The 15296-nt window shown below is 64.4% G+C and carries 16 protein-coding genes; 7 read left to right on the forward strand and 9 right to left on the reverse strand.

Features of this window, described 5'->3' with window-relative positions; all coding sequences use genetic code 11:
* Positions 1 to 44: 44 nt before the first annotated feature.
* From ahpF to betI, 3 genes are all read right to left on the reverse strand, one after another.
* Positions 45 to 1625 carry an alkyl hydroperoxide reductase subunit F gene (ahpF, locus tag F7P65_RS19780; RefSeq protein WP_150294885.1) on the reverse strand — a complete coding sequence of 527 codons (1581 nt, stop codon included), beginning with the start codon at positions 1623 to 1625 and terminating at the stop codon, positions 45 to 47.
* A 296-nt stretch (positions 1626 to 1921) separates the two neighbouring features.
* The gene (ahpC, locus tag F7P65_RS19790) at positions 1922 to 2485 is read right to left on the reverse strand and encodes an alkyl hydroperoxide reductase subunit C (RefSeq protein ID WP_150294889.1); all 564 of its coding nucleotides are present in this window, start codon (positions 2483 to 2485) and stop codon (positions 1922 to 1924) included.
* A 119-nt stretch (positions 2486 to 2604) separates the two neighbouring features.
* Positions 2605 to 3255, reverse strand: coding sequence for a transcriptional regulator BetI (gene betI, locus F7P65_RS19795; RefSeq protein ID WP_150294892.1), 651 nt, complete (start codon positions 3253 to 3255; stop codon positions 2605 to 2607).
* Positions 3256 to 3384: 129 nt separating this feature from the next.
* On the opposite strand from betI, the gene F7P65_RS19800 reads away from it, so the two are divergent.
* The gene (locus tag F7P65_RS19800; protein ID WP_150294894.1) at positions 3385 to 3855 is read left to right on the forward strand and encodes a hypothetical protein; all 471 of its coding nucleotides are present in this window, start codon (positions 3385 to 3387) and stop codon (positions 3853 to 3855) included.
* A gap of 60 nt (positions 3856 to 3915) precedes the next feature.
* Positions 3916 to 4158 carry a hypothetical protein gene (locus F7P65_RS19805; RefSeq protein WP_150294896.1) on the forward strand — a complete coding sequence of 81 codons (243 nt, stop codon included), beginning with the start codon at positions 3916 to 3918 and terminating at the stop codon, positions 4156 to 4158.
* Positions 4159 to 4284: 126 nt separating this feature from the next.
* On the opposite strand, the gene F7P65_RS19810 is transcribed toward F7P65_RS19805, so the two are convergent.
* The 4 genes from F7P65_RS19810 to F7P65_RS19825 all read right to left on the reverse strand — a co-directional run bounded on the left by F7P65_RS19810 (position 4285) and on the right by F7P65_RS19825 (position 8500).
* Entirely contained in the window at positions 4285 to 4812 is a 528-nt protein-coding gene (locus F7P65_RS19810) for a CarD family transcriptional regulator (RefSeq protein ID WP_150294899.1), read from the reverse strand.
* 293 nt (positions 4813 to 5105) lie between these two features.
* On the reverse strand, positions 5106 to 5444 hold the full coding sequence (gene fdxA, locus F7P65_RS19815; RefSeq protein WP_150294901.1) for a ferredoxin FdxA: 339 nt from the start codon (positions 5442 to 5444) through the stop codon (positions 5106 to 5108).
* A gap of 97 nt (positions 5445 to 5541) precedes the next feature.
* On the reverse strand, positions 5542 to 5838 hold the full coding sequence (locus F7P65_RS19820) for an RNA-binding S4 domain-containing protein (protein ID WP_150294903.1): 297 nt from the start codon (positions 5836 to 5838) through the stop codon (positions 5542 to 5544).
* The gene (locus F7P65_RS19825) at positions 5831 to 8500 is read right to left on the reverse strand and encodes a helicase-related protein (RefSeq protein ID WP_205452194.1); all 2670 of its coding nucleotides are present in this window, start codon (positions 8498 to 8500) and stop codon (positions 5831 to 5833) included. Before F7P65_RS19825 ends, F7P65_RS19820 begins: the two co-directional genes overlap by 8 nt.
* A 222-nt stretch (positions 8501 to 8722) precedes the next feature.
* Between F7P65_RS19825 and F7P65_RS19830 the strand changes: the two genes are divergently transcribed.
* Complete coding sequence (locus F7P65_RS19830) at positions 8723 to 10252, forward strand: peptidoglycan DD-metalloendopeptidase family protein (RefSeq protein ID WP_420853326.1); 1530 nt, start codon at positions 8723 to 8725, stop codon at positions 10250 to 10252.
* Positions 10253 to 10308: 56 nt separating this feature from the next.
* A complete protein-coding gene (locus F7P65_RS19835; protein WP_150294907.1) occupies positions 10309 to 11097 on the forward strand; it encodes a nucleotidyltransferase family protein in 789 nt (262 codons plus the stop codon).
* On the opposite strand, the gene F7P65_RS19840 is transcribed toward F7P65_RS19835, so the two are convergent.
* Positions 11091 to 11432, reverse strand: coding sequence for an ArsR/SmtB family transcription factor (locus F7P65_RS19840; protein ID WP_150294909.1), 342 nt, complete (start codon positions 11430 to 11432; stop codon positions 11091 to 11093). The genes F7P65_RS19835 and F7P65_RS19840 overlap by 7 nt on opposite strands.
* A gap of 289 nt (positions 11433 to 11721) precedes the next feature.
* Here F7P65_RS19840 and F7P65_RS19845 point away from each other — a divergent pair, with 289 nt between their 5' ends.
* From F7P65_RS19845 to F7P65_RS19855, 3 genes are all read left to right on the forward strand, one after another.
* Positions 11722 to 12846 (forward strand): site-specific DNA-methyltransferase, encoded by a 1125-nt coding sequence (locus F7P65_RS19845; protein ID WP_150294911.1) that lies wholly within the window; start codon positions 11722 to 11724, stop codon positions 12844 to 12846.
* A gap of 218 nt (positions 12847 to 13064) precedes the next feature.
* Positions 13065 to 14201, forward strand: coding sequence for a dihydropteroate synthase (gene folP / locus F7P65_RS19850; RefSeq protein ID WP_150294913.1), 1137 nt, complete (start codon positions 13065 to 13067; stop codon positions 14199 to 14201).
* 137 nt (positions 14202 to 14338) lie between these two features.
* On the forward strand, positions 14339 to 14584 hold the full coding sequence (locus F7P65_RS19855; RefSeq protein WP_150294915.1) for a hypothetical protein: 246 nt from the start codon (positions 14339 to 14341) through the stop codon (positions 14582 to 14584).
* 34 nt (positions 14585 to 14618) lie between these two features.
* Here the strand turns inward: F7P65_RS19855 and F7P65_RS19860 are convergent, their stop codons facing one another.
* Positions 14619 to 15248, reverse strand: a complete 630-nt coding sequence (locus F7P65_RS19860) for a hypothetical protein (protein ID WP_150294917.1) — start codon at positions 15246 to 15248, stop codon at positions 14619 to 14621.
* Positions 15249 to 15296: the final 48 nt, after the last annotated feature.

Consider the following 15296-nt stretch of genomic DNA (forward strand, 5'->3'; position numbering starts at 1 on the left):
GGAATCGGCTGCTTTTCGGTCATGGTCTTGCGCGTGCCGGACGATCAGGCCGCTTCGGCCGTTTCCTCGCTGGCGGGCAGGCGGATCAGATAGTCGAAGGCGGACAGCGCCGCCGTCGATCCCGCGCCCATCGCGATGACGATCTGCTTGTAGGGGACCGTCGTGCAGTCGCCTGCCGCGAAGATACCCGGGACGCTCGTTTCCCCGCGCGCATCGATCTCAATCTCGCCGCGCGGGGAAAGGGCGATGCTGTCCTTCAGCCATTCGGTGTTGGGGACAAGGCCGATCTGGACGAAAATGCCCTCCAACTCGACTTCATGCTCCGCGCTGCTGTTGCGGTCCTTGTAGCGGAGGCCCGTCACCTTTTCGCCATTGCCGTTCACCTGCGTCGTGAGGGCCGAGGTGATGATGCGGACATTGGGCAGGCTGGCAAGCTTGCGCTGCAACACCGCGTCGGCCCGCAACTGGCTGTCGAACTCGATCAGCGTCACATGGGCGACAAGACCGGCAAGGTCGATGGCCGCTTCAACGCCGCTATTGCCGCCGCCGATCACTGCCACGCGCTTGCCCTTGAACAGCGGACCGTCGCAATGCGGGCAGTAGGCGACGCCCTTGTTGCGATAGTCGTCCTCGCCCGGCACGCCCATCTGCCGCCAGCGCGCGCCGGTGGAGAGGATGACGGTGCGGCCCTTCAGCGAGGCGCCATTTTCGAGGACGACTTCATGATAGCCGCCCTCGACCTTCGCCGGGATCAGCTTCGCCGCTTTCTGAAGGTTCATGATCTCCACATCATAATCCTTCACATGGGCTTCGAGGGCAGACGCCAGCTTGGGGCCTTCGGTGCGGCTGACCGAGATGAAATTCTCGATGTCCATGGTGTCGAGCACCTGCCCGCCGAAGCGTTCCGCCGCGACGCCGGTGCGGATGCCCTTGCGCGCCGCATAGATGGCCGAAGCCGCGCCAGCGGGGCCGCCGCCGACCACCAGCACCTCGAACGGGTCCTGGCGCTGGATCTTCTCGGCCGCGCGCGCTTCCGCGCCGCTGTCGATCTTTGCGACGATCTGTTCCAGTTCCATCCGGCCCGAGGCGAAGGGCTCGCCGTTCAGGAAGACGGTGGGAACGGCCATGACCTTGCGGGCGTCGACCTCCTCCTTGAACAGCCCGCCGTCGATGGCGGTGTGGCTGATGCGCGGGTTGAGGACGGCCATCAGGTTCAGCGCCTGCACCACGTCGGGGCAGTTCTGGCACGACAGCGAGAAATAGGTTTCGAAGGCGAAATCGCCATCAATGTCCTTGATCTGCTGGATCAGGTCCTGCGCCGCCTTGGACGGGTGGCCGCCGACTTGCAGCAGGGCGAGGACGAGCGAGGTGAATTCATGGCCCATCGGCAAGCCGGCGAAGGTGACGCCGATGTCCGTGCCGGTGCGGCGGATCATGAAGCTGGGGACGCGCTTATCCGAGCCGCTCACCACCGACACCTTGTCCGACAGTTCAGCGATTTCGTCCAGCAGCGTCTTGAGTTCACGGCTCTTCGCGCCATCGTCCAGCGACGCCACCAGCTCGATCGGCTGGGTGATGTTCGCCATATAAGCCTTGAGCTGGCCCTTGAGATTTGCGTCCAACATCTTGTTCTCCATGGGTTGGGCGCGCCGATCCGGGGCACGCGGCTATCCGTCCGCCGGGGTCCGGCGCTCGAAGATAGCGATGAATGTCTTGGATAAAACCCCGCCGGGCCGGGGAGGGTGCCTCGACCCAGCCCGCCGGAGTGCCAGGGTCTTGCCGCTATTCCGTCCATGCAGGCCTGCGAAGCGCCATTTTCTGCGTTCCGGTGCTCACGTACTGAGAGTACGCCGCGCTCCGTTACTCGAAAACCCCGCTTCTCGGCTCCGCTTGGCCGAAATATCGACAAGACCCTTGGTCTTTAGATCTTGCCGACGAGGTCGAGCGAGGGCGCCAGCGTGGCTTCGCCTTCTTCCCACTTGGCCGGGCAAACTTCGCCGGGGTTGGCGGCGACATATTGCGCAGCCTTGACCTTGCGGAGCAGTTCGGTCGCGTTGCGGCCGACGCCTTCCGACGTGATTTCCATGAACTGGATCACGCCTTCGGGATCGACCAGGAAGGTCGCGCGGTCAGCCAGGCCGACGCCCGGGCGCATCACGTCGAAATTGTTGGTGATGGTGCCCGACTGGTCGCCCAGCATGAAATAGTTGATCTTGCCGATGGCCGGCGAGGTGTCGTGCCAGGCCTTATGGCTGAAATGCGTGTCGGTCGAGACCGAGTACACTTCGACGTTCAGCTTCTGGAGCGTCGGGTAGATGTCGGCCAGATCCTCCAGCTCCGTCGGGCAGACGAAGGTGAAATCGGCGGGGTAGAAGAAGAAGACGGCCCACTTGCCCTTCACGTCGGCGTCGGTGACGTCGACGAACTTGCCCTGCTTATAGGCGGTGGCTTTGAACGGCTTGATGGTCGTATTGATGAGAGCCATGGGCTTTCCAGTTCCTTTTGAGGGGGTTGCTGTTGCCCGGCCTATCTAGGGAGGATGACAGTCCTGTGGAAATTGGTTTTATTGGCCGTGTTGATCGATAAAAACGATCACAGGCCATTTTATTGATCGATTGAACCATCTCTTGGCTTGTGCAGCACATAGTTCATCGTTTCCTCGACCATGCCCAGCGCTTCCTCGATGGTGAAGGTGGAGGAATCGAGACAAAGTTCCAGCCACAGGCCGTCGATCATCGCGGTGATGGCGATGGCGGCAATGCGCGCGGCAGGGCGGGGTATCTGGGGCGCCGCCTCACGCAGCAGCACCTCCATGCGCTCGCGCCCGCCGCCATAGGTTTCGGCATGGGTGGCGGCGATGGCGGGATTGGTCTTGTTGAGGCTCCAGAAGGAAATCCAGGTCGCGAGCAGATTGGGGTCCAGCACCGGCGGCTGGAAATTCGAGCGGATATAGGCCCAGATGCGGTCGCGTGGGTTGGGTCCGGCCTCCGCCACCGCCTTTTCCATCGCGGCGGCGACCTTTTCCCCGACGTCGCGATAGGTGGCGAGGATCAGCGCATCGACGCCGTCGAAATAATGGGTGAGCAGGCCCGCCGACACGCCCGCATAGGCGCAGATCGCCCGGACCGAAGTACCGCCCGCGCCCTTTTCGGCCAGGCAGCGCGCCGTTGCCTCGATCAATGCCTGCCGCCGCACATCGGCGGATTCCCGAACGAACCGCGCCCTTTCCGGGCGCCCCTCTGGCTTCAGTTCCATATCTCTTCCCCGCGGACTATCCTGCTCCTCATCGGATCGGCTGGCAAGCCGTCCGCCCCCTGCGTCGAGAAGATGGATCGAAGAGCCGCGTTCAGCCGTTTGACGTCATAAATGCAAGGAGAAATATGGATGAAGCGCAGGAAAGTTGCGTCTGTCCTCCTCCCGGCGGTGCTGCTGATCCCGGGACTTGGCGGCTGTGCCAAGAGCGTCGACAATGGTGCTTCGGGCAATGACGTCACGGCGGCGCCCAGCGTGGAGAATATCGAGGAACCCGATGCGGTGAACGCCGGGGCGAATGAAGCGGTGGGCCTGCCCACTGACGATTGGGTGGGACGGTGGAATGGCCCGGAAGGGCTGTTTCTGGACATCCAGCCCTCGCCAGACGGCAAGAGCGGCCATTATGCCATTGCAAACAAGGATAATCTCGACCGGCAGGGTGATTATGCCGGCGTGGCCGAGGGGACGACGATCCGCTTCGTGCGCGACGGCAAGGATCTGGCGATCCGGCCGGGGATCGGGAATGACACGGGCTTCAAATATCTGGCGGGCAAGACGGACTGTCTGATCGTTGTGCCGGGGAAAGAGGGCTATTGCCGATAAGGAACAGCTTGGCCGTCCGTGCATTGATGGCGTGGGTGGCAAGGTAAGAGGAGGATGAACATGGCGGATTATCAGGAGCGCCCGACGACGACCACGGTGATTGAAAAGCGTGGTGGCGGCGGCACCATGGTGGCCGTTCTCCTGCTGGTCGTGGTCGTGGCGATTGCCGCCTTCTTCCTGATCAGCAGTCAAACCCGCAAGGATAGCGCCGTGGAAGGCGCCGCGTCCCAGATCGGCCAGGCGGCGAGCGATGTCGGCGACGCGGCCAAGGATGCGGCCGGCTCGGTAAAGGATCAGCAATAACGCTGATCGATGATGGTTCCCTCTCTGCCCGCCCCGGACGCGGCAGGATGAGAAAAGGAAAAGGGCGCCCCGTTTAAGGGGCGCCCTTTTCTTTGGCCTGCCGTGGTCGGCTCGGCCCTGATATTGTCAGGCTTCGGCCTTCGCGTGCTTGGGCGCGGCTTCGTTGAGGATCCGAAGGATCTTCTTGAGTGCGCTCGGCTCGTCGGTCTCTTCCATCGCCGCGAGTTCGCGGGCGAGGCGGCTGGAGGCGGCCTCGAAAATCTGCCGTTCGGAATAGCTCTGTTCCGGCTGATCGTCGGCGCGGAACAGGTCGCGGGTCACTTCGGCGATCGACACCAGGTCGCCCGAATTGATCTTCGCTTCATATTCCTGGGCGCGGCGCGACCACATGGTGCGCTTCACCTTGGGCTTGCCCTTCAGGGTTTCGACGGCTTCCTCCAGCGTCTTGTTGGAGGACAGCTTGCGCATGCCGACGCCTTCGGCCTTGTTCGTGGGCACGCGGAGCGTCATCCGCTCCTTTTCGAAGCGGAGAACATAGAGCTCCAGCTCCATGCCCGCAATTTGCTCCTTCTGAAGCTCAATGACGCGGCCAACGCCATGCTTGGGGTAAACGACATAATCACCAACGTCAAAGGACAGCGCCTTGGCAGCCATTTGAAACCTTTCTATTCTACCGAGGGGGGAGCGGTGACATTCGCGTTGCAGGTGCGAAAAGCGCACGAGTCGGGGGAACGCGGCGTCACCATCAAAACATCAGGCATTTGTCTCCGTAGCGGACGCGACCATGTCCACTTGTTGGTGCCTGTTTACCAGATTCGTAACAAAATTGCCACCCCCGGACACAAAATCCGGGGATGGGGCATCAAATAAGGCGCAATCGGTAGTTTCGGAAGCATCGCCGGAAGCATTTCGCAACAGCGATGCGGCAATTGCGATGTGTCCTGCGATCAGTTGCCCGAGCCGGGTTCGGGCGAGAAGAACTGCTCCAGCTTGTTTTCCACGCCCTTCATGTCATCGGCGTCGGCGGGCGCTTCGCCCTTGACCGTGATATTCGGCCATTCGGCAGAATATTTGGTGTTCAGTTCCAGCCATTTTTCCAGGCCGTTTTCGGTGTCGGGCAGGATCGCCTCGGCGGGGCATTCCGGTTCGCACACGCCGCAGTCGATGCATTCGTTCGGGTTGATGACCAGCATGTTCTCGCCCTCGTAGAAACAGTCCACGGGGCAAACCTCGACGCAATCCATATATTTGCAGCGGATGCAGTTATCGGTCACGACGTAGGTCATGGGTCAGCACTCTTGGAATTGGGACAACGGGCGCCCTGCTATGCGCGGTCGGCGAGAAGGTCAATGAGGATATTGTTGGGCGGCTGATTAACGAGCTTCAGGCCCCGACCGTCAGTTCCTCGTAACAGGACTGCGCTTCGGGGGCAGGACCGCGCCTGCCCGGCAACTGGACGATGCGGACCACGCGCACGCCGCTGGGGTGGGGGAAGGTGATGAGGTCGCCCGCCCGTACCGGAGAATGCGCGCGCTCGATCCGGCGGCCGTTGAGGCGGATATGCCCCTCCTCCGCCATTTTCTGGGCAACCGACCGGCTCTTCGCGAGCCGCGCGAACCACAGGAATTTGTCGATGCGCAGGCTTGGCCCGTGGACCGGAGCCGTGCCCGCGTCAGCCATTGCGGCCCAGCAGTTCGGCGAGGCCCGCAAATGCGTGGTTGCCGGTGGCAGCAGTGGAGCCGGACGAGGCGGCGGGGCGGGGACCCCGGTCGCCGCGAGGCTTGCCCTCGGACTGGCGTTGCGGCCTGCCCTGGCCGGACCCGCGTGGGTCGCGATTGTTTTGATGGTGGTGCGGGCGGGGCTTCTGACGGCCGCGGAAGACCCAGTTGGGGCCGCCTTCTTCAGGGGCTTCCACGGCACGGAAGCCGGCAAGGCGCATCAGTTGCAGGAAAGCCTCTTCCGACAGGCCCAGCGAGACGATCTGCGGGCTTTGCGCGGTGAAGGCTTCGTTCTTGGCAATGGTCTCATGCGCGGTGCGGGCCATGCGTTCGGCCATGTCGATGCGCAGCATCTGTTCGCCGAAGCCCCGGAAACCGGCAATGCGGGCGCCCATCTGCTCGGGCTTTTCGCCTGCGGGGATCAGGGTGAGGCCGGGGCCGGGGAGGGGAAGGCAGGGCTTGGCGATCCGCGCGGCAAGCAAGGCGGCGCGCCAGCGGGCCGAACCGGGCTTCAAAAGGCCCGGATGATAAATGTCGAGCACGCCGATATCGATGCCCGCGCGGCGCAGCAGATGCCGCTGGTCCTTGTCGAGATGGCCGAGCGCCGAATCGAGATCGGTGCGCGCGATCACGCCGCCCGCGTCGGCAAGCTGCGCGAAGACGGCGCGGACGACGGCGGGGACTTCGGCGTCCTGCGAACTGGCGACCATCTTGGTCAGCGGGAGGAGATGCTTTTCCTTCTGCGCCTCGAACCAGGTCGCGAGGCGCGCCGAAATCTGCTTTTGCACATCCTGCCCAAGGGCCAGAACCGCGCGATCCAGCCGGATTTCCGGGGTCAGCAGCGTGGCGCCGCCATGCAGCGTGGCCACGGCATTGCCCTGCCAGCCGATGCCGGGGGCCTGTCCTACCTCGTCCATGAGCGCGAAATCAGTATCGGGTGCGCCCAGTAATTCTTCAGCCTTCACTCGCAATATCCTTCCAAGGCGCCGTTCCGCGGCCGCCAACAGCATCTTTCTGTCCTGATGCCGGGTAGCGGGATCGACCGAGAAACGAAATCCGTCAAGTCGCCCGATCGTCTCGCCATCGACGCAGACTGTCCCATCCGGCTCGATATCGACCGGCAGGTTGGCTGCGCTCTGGCCCATATCCCTTAGCAGAACCGTGGTGCGCCGGTCCACGAAGCGCTGCGTCAGCGCGGCGTGAAGGGCATCGGAGAGCTTTTCTTCCAACACCCGTGTACGCTCGGCCATTTCGGCGGGATGGGCCAGCCAGTCGGCGCGATGGGCGATATAGGACCATGTGCGCGCGGCGGCGATCCGGCCCGACAGTGTGTCGATGTCGCCCTGAACCGAATCGAGTCGCGCGATTTGCTGAGCGAACCAGTCGCGGGGAATGTGGCCCTGTCCTTCGGAGAGGAAGCGCCAGATGCGGCTGACCGTGCGGGCATGATGGTCCGCGCCCAGTTTCTGGAAATCGGGCAGGCCGCAGGCGGCCCAGAGGCGCTCGACCTGTTTCTGGCCCCTGGCGCGCTCGATCACGACAGGGTCGTCGGCAAGGCGCTTCAGGACCGCGAGGTCGACCGCTTCGGGCGCAGCGCGCAGTTCAGCACGCTCGGGCTTCTGTTCGAGGTCGACAATCAGATGATCCAGCCGGTCCGTGCGCGGCGTGCCGTCGCGCCAGAAAAGCTGTTCGACCGGGGGAAAGCGGTGGGATTCGATCGCCTCGATCTCTTCGGGGGTGAAGGCGGCGTCGCCATCTTCATGGCCCAGGCTGCCGAAGGTGCCGTCCTTGTGGTGACGACCGGCGCGGCCCGCGATCTGCGCCATTTCGCTGACCGTGAGGCGGCGGGTGCGGCGGCCGTCGAACTTGCGCAGGGACGCGAAGGCGACATGGGCGACGTCGAGGTTCAGACCCATGCCGATGGCGTCGGTGGCGACCAGATAGTCGACTTCGCCATTCAGGAACATCTGCACCTGCGCATTGCGGGTGCGCGGGGAAAGGGCGCCCATGACGACCGCCGCGCCGCCCCGGAAGCGGCGGAGCATTTCGGCCACGGCATAGACCTCCTCGGCGGAAAAGGCGACGATGGCGGAGCGCCTGGGCAGGCGGGAGAGTTTTTTCGCGCCTGCATAGGATAGGGTGGAGAAGCGCGGGCGGCCAATGATCTCGGCGTCGGGGACGAGGGATTTGACCACGCGGCTGATGCTGGCCGAACCGAGGATCATGGTTTCCTCGCGGCCTCTGGCGCGCAGCAGGCGGTCAGTGAAGACATGGCCGCGTTCCGGGTCGGCGCCGAGTTGGGCTTCGTCGAGGGCGACGAAGGCATAATCCTTGAGCCCCTCTTGTGCAGGCTCGCGGCCTCCACCGATCGGCATCGACTCCGCCGTGCAGAGGAAATAGCGCGCGCCGGGCGGGACGATCTTCTCCTCGCCGGTGATGAGGGCGACCTGTTGCGGCCCCTTCATGCCGACAACCCGGTCATAGACTTCGCGCGCCAACAGGCGGAGCGGAAAGCCCATCATCCCCGAGGAATGGCCGCACATGCGTTCGACGGCGAGGTGGGTCTTGCCGGTATTGGTGGGACCCAGAACGGCGGTCATGGGCGAGCGGGCGAACTGAGCCATGGTCTTCATGTCGGGGATGGAAGGGGCGAGGGCAAGGGGAAAGGGGCGGCAAATCCGCATCATGCCGCGAATCGGGGCGCCGGTCGGCTATCGGGCACGTCCGGTCGCGGAAAGACGGCTGGAAAAGGCGTCTTTATTTGACTTTAACCCTATGCCTTTACAAACACCCCGATGAACGCGCGGCGGGGGTCGTGGCGAACTTGCCCCGGGGGCCTTTTTACCGTGTTTCAAGCCAGTCAGATCCATGCCCATCAGGGCGGCGCCTCTGCGTCCCTATGGCTGACTGACTCCCTGCGCCATGCGGGACCGATGGCGGACCGGCGCGGCTGGCGGGAGAAGCTGCGCGACTGGGCCGAAGATGTGGAACTGGTCCCGGATCTGGGTCAGAGGGTCGGCAGTTTTACGTGGTTTCGCGGGCTTGCGACCTGTTTCGGGCTGTGCGCGGCGGCGCTCTATCTGTCACCGGGCTTTCATGCCCTGCCGGGCGAGCCGCAGCCGGTGATGACGCCCAAGCAGTTCGACGAAGTGCGCAGCCAGATGATCACGCCGCTTGCCATGGGCGCGGACAGCGGGCGGCGCATGGGGCCGACCGATGCGGTGCAGCCGCTGCGCGAGACGCCGGAGCGGCCGCAGATCGAACTGCGCGCGCAGATCGGCGGCAGCGATTCGCTGGGCCGGGCGCTGGCGCGGGCCGGGGTCAGTGGCGGCGACGCGGCGACGGTGACGAGCCTTGTCGCGGGCGACACCAGCGCCGGGCTGAAGCCGGGCACGCCGCTCGACATCGTGCTGGGGCGGCGGGCGAGCCGCGATATGCCGCGGCCGCTGGACAAGCTGGCCTTCCGGGCGCGGCTGGACCTGGGGATCGAGATCAAGCGGGTCGGCGGCGTGTTGCAGGTGCAGCGGACCGCCATCCATGTCGACGATACGCCGCTGCGCATTCAGGGGGTGGTGGGCGAAAGCCTCTATCGCTCGGCCCGGGCGGCGGGCGCGCCGCCCAAGGCGATCCAGAGCTTCCTGCGCGTCGTGGCGCAGCAGGTCGATCTGGGGTCGATCTCGGCGGGCGACCGTTATGACATCATTACCGAATATCATCGCGCCGATACGGGCGACGTGGAGGTGGGCGACCTGTTGTTCGCGGGGCTGCGCCGGGCCAATGGGCGCAGCGTCGATATGCTCAAATGGACCAGCGACGGCCACAGCCAATGGTTTGAGGCATCGGGCGTCGGCGAACGGCGCGGCGTGCTGTCATCGCCGGTGGCGGGGCGCATGTCGTCCGGCTTCGGCATGCGGCGGCACCCGATATTGGGCTATACGCGGATGCATGCGGGCGTCGATTTCGCCGCGCCTTACGGGTCGCCGATCTACGCCGTGACGGACGGCGTGGTGTCCTATGCCGGGCGGCATGGCGGACATGGCAATTATGTGCGGCTGGACCATGGTCATGGGCTGGCCACCGGCTATGCGCATATGAGCCGGATCGCGGCGTCGCCGGGCCAGCGGGTGCGGCAGGGGCAGGTGATCGGCTATGTCGGCTCGACGGGCCTCTCGACCGGGCCGCATCTGCATTACGAACTGTATCGCAGCGGGCGGGTGGTCAATCCGCTGTCGGTGCGGTTCACCACCACGTCGCAGCTTGCCGGGCGGGAACTGGCGGCGTTCCGGGCGCGGCTGGGGCAACTCAAGAGCCTGCGCGTCGGCTTGCCGGTGCAGATGGCGCAGAAGAGCGCGACGCCGGCCGCGAGCGGGAAATAGCAGGCTGTGGGCTGTCGGCTGTTCCAGCCGCCTGCATAATGTTCTAACGGGCGGGCATGACCGCACCGGCTTCCGATATCACCGCAATTTTATTGGCAGGATGGCGACCCGTGCCCGATCCTCTTGCGGTGGCGGCGGGCGTTGAGGCCAAGCCGCTGGCGCCGGTCGGCGGCGAGCCGATGATCAACCGTCCGGCGCGGGCCTTGCTGGCGCATCCGGCGATCGGGCGGCTGATCGTGCTGACGCAGGCGCCGGAGCTGTTCGCCAGCGATCCGGCCACAGCCTGGATCGCCGAGCATCCCAGGGTGCGGTTCGAGAGGAGCGGGGGCGGCATCGCCTCCTCGCTGATCGCGCTGCTGGACCGGGGGGATGTGCCCTTTCCAATGCTGATGACCACGGCGGACCATGTGCTGCTGGATGGCGCGATGCTCGACCAGATGGTGCGGGAGGGGTCGGGGACGGACATTGCCGTGGCGATGGTGGAGCGCCAGACGCTGCTGGCGCGCTATCCGAAGTCGCGCCGGACCTGGCTTAAATTTCGCGACGGCTGGTGGTCGGGGGCGAATATCTTCTGGTTCGGCAGCGCGAAGGCCCGCTCCGTGATCGCGCTATGGCAGGAGGTCGAGCAGGACCGGAAGAAGGGATGGAAGATCCTGTCCGCCTTCGGGCCTTTGGCTTTGCTGGGGGCGGTATTGCGGATTTCCACCTTGCGGGGCGGTATCGCGCGGGTGGGGCGGCGCTTTGGGCTGGTCGCCCGGCTGGTGGCGATGGACAAGGCGGAAGCCTGCATCGACGCCGACAAGCCGGACGATGTGGTGCTGATCGAGACGATCCTGGCTCAATAGCCTTCCAGATCCTCCAGCGCGGTGAAGCGCTGCGACCAGAGCGCGCCATAGACGGCCATCCACTGGACCACCGGTGCCAGCCCCTTGGCGCGGGCGGTGTAGAAGGTTTCGCGGCCTGCCCGGCGGGCCGTCACGAGGCTGGCCCGTTTCAGCTTGCCGAGGTGGCGCGACACCATGGGTTGCGATACGCCGGAAATGGCGGTCAGGGCGTGGACGCTCTGTTCGCCTTCGCGCACCAGATATTCCAGCAGCGCCCGCCGGGTGCCGTCGGACAGGGCCTTGAAAAGTTCGTCGCAGGAGGCGGAGCGATCTCCCCTCAAAATATGTTCTGTCATCGCTCGTTCATAATCAATGGGTTATGAATTGGTCAAGCGGAGCGCCATTTTTGCCGGGCCGGGCGGCGTTAACCAAAAAAACTTTTTCGGCCTTTGCCGTTGAGTCTTTTGAGTCACACTACTTCATCTTGAGTCCGGGGAGTCGCGACAGACTCAATATCTCGTGGCTACCCGGTTCGTTCCGGCCCGCGTTAACCATTTTCTGAGGCTCATATGCTAAGTTGCTGATCTTGACGGCGGACTCTCGAGGACTCATCGCTGGGCCTCAGAAGCAAACGGGGGTCATATAATGGGTGTCATGGAACGCGTCGCGCCGCGGCGGAAGAAGGCGATTGCGCCGGTCGAGATCGAGGCGAACCGTCTGCTGCGTGGCGACTGCATTTCCGAAATGGCGAAGCTGCCCGACGCCTGCATCGACATGATCTTCGCCGATCCGCCCTATAATCTTCAGCTGGGCGGCGACCTGTTCCGCCCCGAGGGCAGCCGCGTCGACGCGGTCGACAATGACTGGGACAAGTTCGACACGCTCAGCAGTTACGACCGTTTCACCAAGGCGTGGCTGCGCGAGGCGCGCCGCATCCTGAAGCCCAATGGCTCGATCTGGGTGATCGGCAGCTATCATAATATCTTCCGCGTCGGCACGGCGTTGCAGGATGAGGGCTTCTGGATTCTCAACGACATCATCTGGCGCAAGTCCAACCCCATGCCCAATTTCAAGGGCACCCGCTTCACCAATGCGCATGAGACGCTGATCTGGGCGAGCCAGGGCGAGGACGCAAAATATACGTTCAATTACAAGGCGATGAAGACGCTCAATGACGAGTTGCAGATGCGCTCCGACTGGGTGCTGCCGATCTGCGGCGGACAGGAGCGGCTGAAGCGCAACGGCACCAAGGCGCATCCGACGCAGAAGCCCGAGGCGCTGCTCTATCGCGTGCTGCTGGCCTGCACCAAGCCGGGCGATGTCGTGCTCGATCCCTTTTTCGGCACCGGGACGACCGGCGCGGTCGCGAAGCGTCTGGGCCGCAAGTGGATCGGCATCGAACGCGAGGACGATTATATCGAGGTGGCGCTGGAGCGGATCGAGGCGGCGCTGCCCCTGGACGAAAGCGCGCTCACCATCATGCAGACCGCGCGGCAGCAGCCCAAGGTGGCGTTCGGCACGCTGGTCGAAACCGGCTATTTGCAGCCTGGCGCGGTGCTGACCGACAGCAAGCGGCGCTGGCAGGCGGTGGTGCGGGCCGATGGTTCGCTCAGCGTCGGGACCGATACGGGATCGATCCACAAAATGGGGGCGACGTTGCAGGGCGCGCCGAGCTGCAATGGCTGGACCTTCTGGCATCATGAGGTCGAGGGCGGGCTGAAGCCCATCGATACGCTGCGTCAGACCTATTTGCTGGCCAACGAGCCCTAGTGACCTGCATCTGAAGTTCGTCACACGCCTGGGACGGCGCTGGACGAACTTCAGATTCATCAGGGTCACTAGCAAATATATGATTCTAGTGTGGTTTTTGGATTTGAAATACGCGCCGCATTTAGCGCTATAATGAGGCGTATTTCAAATCCACCACACTAAGGCCCTGATCGGCTGGCGGGTCGACAGGCAGGGTTCGGGCGGATTAGAGGGCGGGCATGACATTTTCCTCCATTCCCGCCGATGCGCGGCTTTATCTGCGCCCCACATGGTTCGTGCCGACGCCCATCGGCCTGCCCGACGGGGCGGCGGCGCGGATGGGCAATGGGCTGATCTGGTTCCAGGGCTATGAACTGACTGCGCGCCGCAATGGTCAGCGGGTGGCGCGGGTGACGATTCCGGTGGCGCAGTTTGCCGATGCCGTGGCAAGCCTGCCCGATCCTCTGGCGGAGCGGGCGCAGCGGCTCGCCGCCAATATTTCGGCTCAGCGCCCGCCCTTGGCGCTGGGCGCGCGTACCATCCGTTTCGATGCGCCGCAGGTGATGGCGATCCTCAACATCACGCCGGACAGTTTTTCCGATGGCGGCAAGCATATGGACGATCCGCAGGCGGCGGCCGATGCGGGTTTCGCCATGGCGGCGGCGGGGGCCGCGTTGATCGATGTCGGCGGGGAATCGACCCGGCCCAAGGCGCCGCGCCTGTGGGAAGGGGATGAGATCGCCCGCATCGTGCCGGTGATCGAGAAACTGGCGGCGGCGGGCGTCGCCCTGTCCGTCGATACGCGCAAGGCGGCGGTGATGGAGGCGGCGCTGGCGGCGGGCGCGCATGTCATTAACGATGTGAGCGCGCTGCTGCACGATCCACGGGCGATGGACGTCGTCGTGGCGGCGGGCTGCCCCGTCATCCTGATGCATGCCCCGTCCGCCGGTGACGATCCGCATGATCTCTCCGCGCTTGGGCCCAACGGCTATGGCGATGTCGTGGCCGATGTGTTCGACCATCTGGAGGCGCGGGTGGACGCCTGCCTCGCTGCAGGCATCCCGCGTGAGAAGATCATGGTCGATCCCGGTCTGGGCTTCGGCAAGTCGCTGGCCGACAATCTGGCCCTGGTGAATGGCGTCGCGACCTTCCAGGGATTGGGCGTGCCGCTGCTTTTCGCGGGCAGTCGCAAGCGGCTGATCGGTGCGCTGTCCCATGAGGCGCCTGCGCCGGAACGGCTGGGGGGATCGGTGGCTCTGGCCTTCCGCGCGGCGGAACTGGGCGCGCAGATGGTGCGCGTGCATGACGTCAAGGAAAGCGTGCAGGCGCTGCATCTCTGGCGCGGTCTGGCGGATGCCGGATTGAGCGCGGTCTGATCGAGAGAAAAGTTCACAGGAATTTTATCGCGGACATCCAAAATTCAATTTGGAGACGTTGACTCGACTCGGCAGGATCGTCACTTTCCGCTACGGAATGCGCGAAAACAGCGCATCCGAATGGAGAGGATGCCACCATGGCAATTATCCAGCCACTTTCGACAAAGCTTTTTCATGCCCTGTTGATCCAGTGCATCGCGGAAGAGCGCAGTCCGACCGATGCCGAAATCGAGTCCGTGGCCTCGAAAATCTGGCGGGATAGCCATGGCGCGGCGACCGGACAGGATTGGCTGGACGTGGCGCGCGGCAGCGACGCTCATGCGCAGATGATCAATGCCGCGCGAATGGCCTTCGGTTGCCATCACGGCGTGGCGGCGGCCTGAATTCAGCCTCCATCCCGGCGGGACGGCCGTCGCATCAGGGGGTCGCGGCGTTGGCGGCGGCCTCGGGTGCCGGTGCGGCGCCTTCGGGCGTCTGCGCCTTGGGCGCGAAGACATGCAGGCTGTCCAGCGTCTTTTCGGCCATGGCGGAATATTGTTCGCTCAGCATTTCGGGATAGACGAAGCTGGCGGTGACGATGGACCCGTCCGGCTGCTTGATCAGGCGCAGCGCGACATTATTGCCTTCGCCGTCATTCGCCGTGCCGCGATATTCATTGTCGCCGACATAATCGCCGCTGACCCCTTCGGATCCCTGGCTCACGGTTTCGACAATCTGTTGCAGCGTCTGCTCGCCATCCTTCTTCTGCCAGAAGATGCGGACGTCCGCCCCCGCGCCGGGGTCCTGATAGACGACGCCATCGGCGTTGCTGGCCGACGCATCCTTTTCCCAGCCCTCCGGGAAGGTCACGGAAAAGCCCCGCTCGACATTCACATAGTTGCGGGAGGCCGGGGTGTCGTTCCTGGCCCTGGCCATCGCCTTGGCGGCGGCGCTATTGGCGGCATTGGCCAGTTCGTCCTGGCTCGGCAGATCCTCCACCGGCTCGGCGCGGCCGCAGGCGACCAGCAGCAGGAGAGGCGTGACGGCGGCAAGGGAGGCTTTGTTCATATTCCCTCCCAAAGCATAGCCGCCGCGACATTTCAACGCCGCAGCCGC

It is taken from the genome of Sphingobium estronivorans (assembly GCF_008692605.1).
Taxonomy (GTDB): Bacteria; Pseudomonadota; Alphaproteobacteria; order Sphingomonadales; family Sphingomonadaceae; genus Sphingobium; species Sphingobium estronivorans.